Source organism: Spiroplasma endosymbiont of Megaselia nigra, from assembly GCF_003987485.1.
Taxonomy (GTDB): domain Bacteria; phylum Bacillota_I; class Bacilli_A; order Mycoplasmatales; family Mycoplasmataceae; genus Spiroplasma.
Window position 1 is genome coordinate 1 of the sequence record NZ_RCOO01000239.1, and the last position, 1,478, is coordinate 1,478.

Here is a 1,478-nt window from a genome sequence, read left to right on the forward strand (position 1 = left end):
ATTGATTTAAGTTTATTACAACAAATCCTTTTAAAATTATACAAAGATTTTAAAATTACTGATAAAACACAGTTAAATACTTTAACTGCTCGTGATTATCCCACTTTATCGCACTTGTTTACTTTAATTAAAAAACAAGAGCAAAATGAAAAAACCAAATCACATTTATATAATGTTTTATGAAAACTTGCCCAAGGAGCAGATGGTGCTTTGTGAAATGGAATAAGTACCTTATCGTTCAAAAGTGATTTGATTGTTTTTGATACTCACGAATTAACGGCAAATAAAAACCGACAAAATGCTCAATTGTTTTTAATGCTTTCCTTTTTAGATAAGGTGGTTAAACAAAACAAAGCAAAAAACCAAACCCTACCACTTGTCCAACAACAATGAATTTGCATAGCTATTGATGAAGCCCATTTATTAATTAATGAAAACAATACCTTAGCGTTAAATTTCTTGTTTGAAATGACAAAACGAATTCGTAAATATAATGGTATTTTGTATATTATGACACAAAATATAAATGATTTTATGGGTAATGCGAATATTAAAACCCAAGCGCAAGGAATAATAAACAACTGTTTATATCAGTTTGTTCATCATTTAGCAGCTAGCGATTTACAAGATTATGATAATTTAATTGCTTCAAGTGGAAGATTAAATCAATATCAAAAAGATATGATTGCAACCGCGCCAACAGGAACTTGTCTATTTTCGATTGGTGCTAACAACCGAATGTTATTGAATGTTGAAGCAAGCGAAAAAGAACAAGAAGCTTTTAGTTAGGAAATAAATTTATGCGCAAAATAAAACAATGATATAAAAAACTTAATAAATTTGAAAAAGCATTCTTTATCTTTTTTACTACTATTGTATTTTTCTTCTTGTTTATTTCACTAATTAACATTGTGATTGCTCTTGGTTATGCAGGAATACGGCTGAAAGCTGTTACTTGGCAAACTTTTTCAACTGCTTATGGCAAAGATATTTGTTTTAAAATTTCAGCAATTATTGGCACTATCGTTATGATTGTCTTTGCTGGTTTTATTGGTTATCAGAAATGACAACACTTTGATATATTTGCTTATGAACAAAATAAAAAAGCAAAGAAAATAGAGCAAGAATTTAACCAAATTTCACAAAGCAATTTGGTTATGTTAAACAATAAAATTGGTTTAATTGAGGCTAATTTAACTCAACACACACTTCTTGTTGGCACTACTGGTAGCGGTAAAACAACAACATTAATGCAAATTATAAAAGAGTTAAGGTTTAAATTCCGTGAAACAACTATTATTATTGATGGCAAAGGAGACATTGATTTAATTGATAAAGTTAAAAAACTAGACCCCAATGCTTTTATTTGAGGAATTAGTGGTAACACAAAATATAACCCTTTTGTCAATAAAGATAAAGTTATTTTAGCGGATAAGATAATGTCGTTGTTTGACTTTTCCGAACAGTATTATCAAAAT

General features: G+C 28.6%; 1 protein-coding gene and 1 pseudogene. Both read left to right on the plus strand.

What is annotated here, in order from left to right:
* Positions 1–789: pseudogene (locus D9R21_RS07575) on the plus strand (hypothetical protein); the annotation flags it as partial.
* 11 nt (positions 790–800) lie between these two features.
* Positions 801–1,478, plus strand: a 678-nt coding sequence (locus D9R21_RS06420; protein WP_126821537.1) for a type IV secretion system DNA-binding domain-containing protein, incomplete at its 3' end; no start/stop codon positions are given.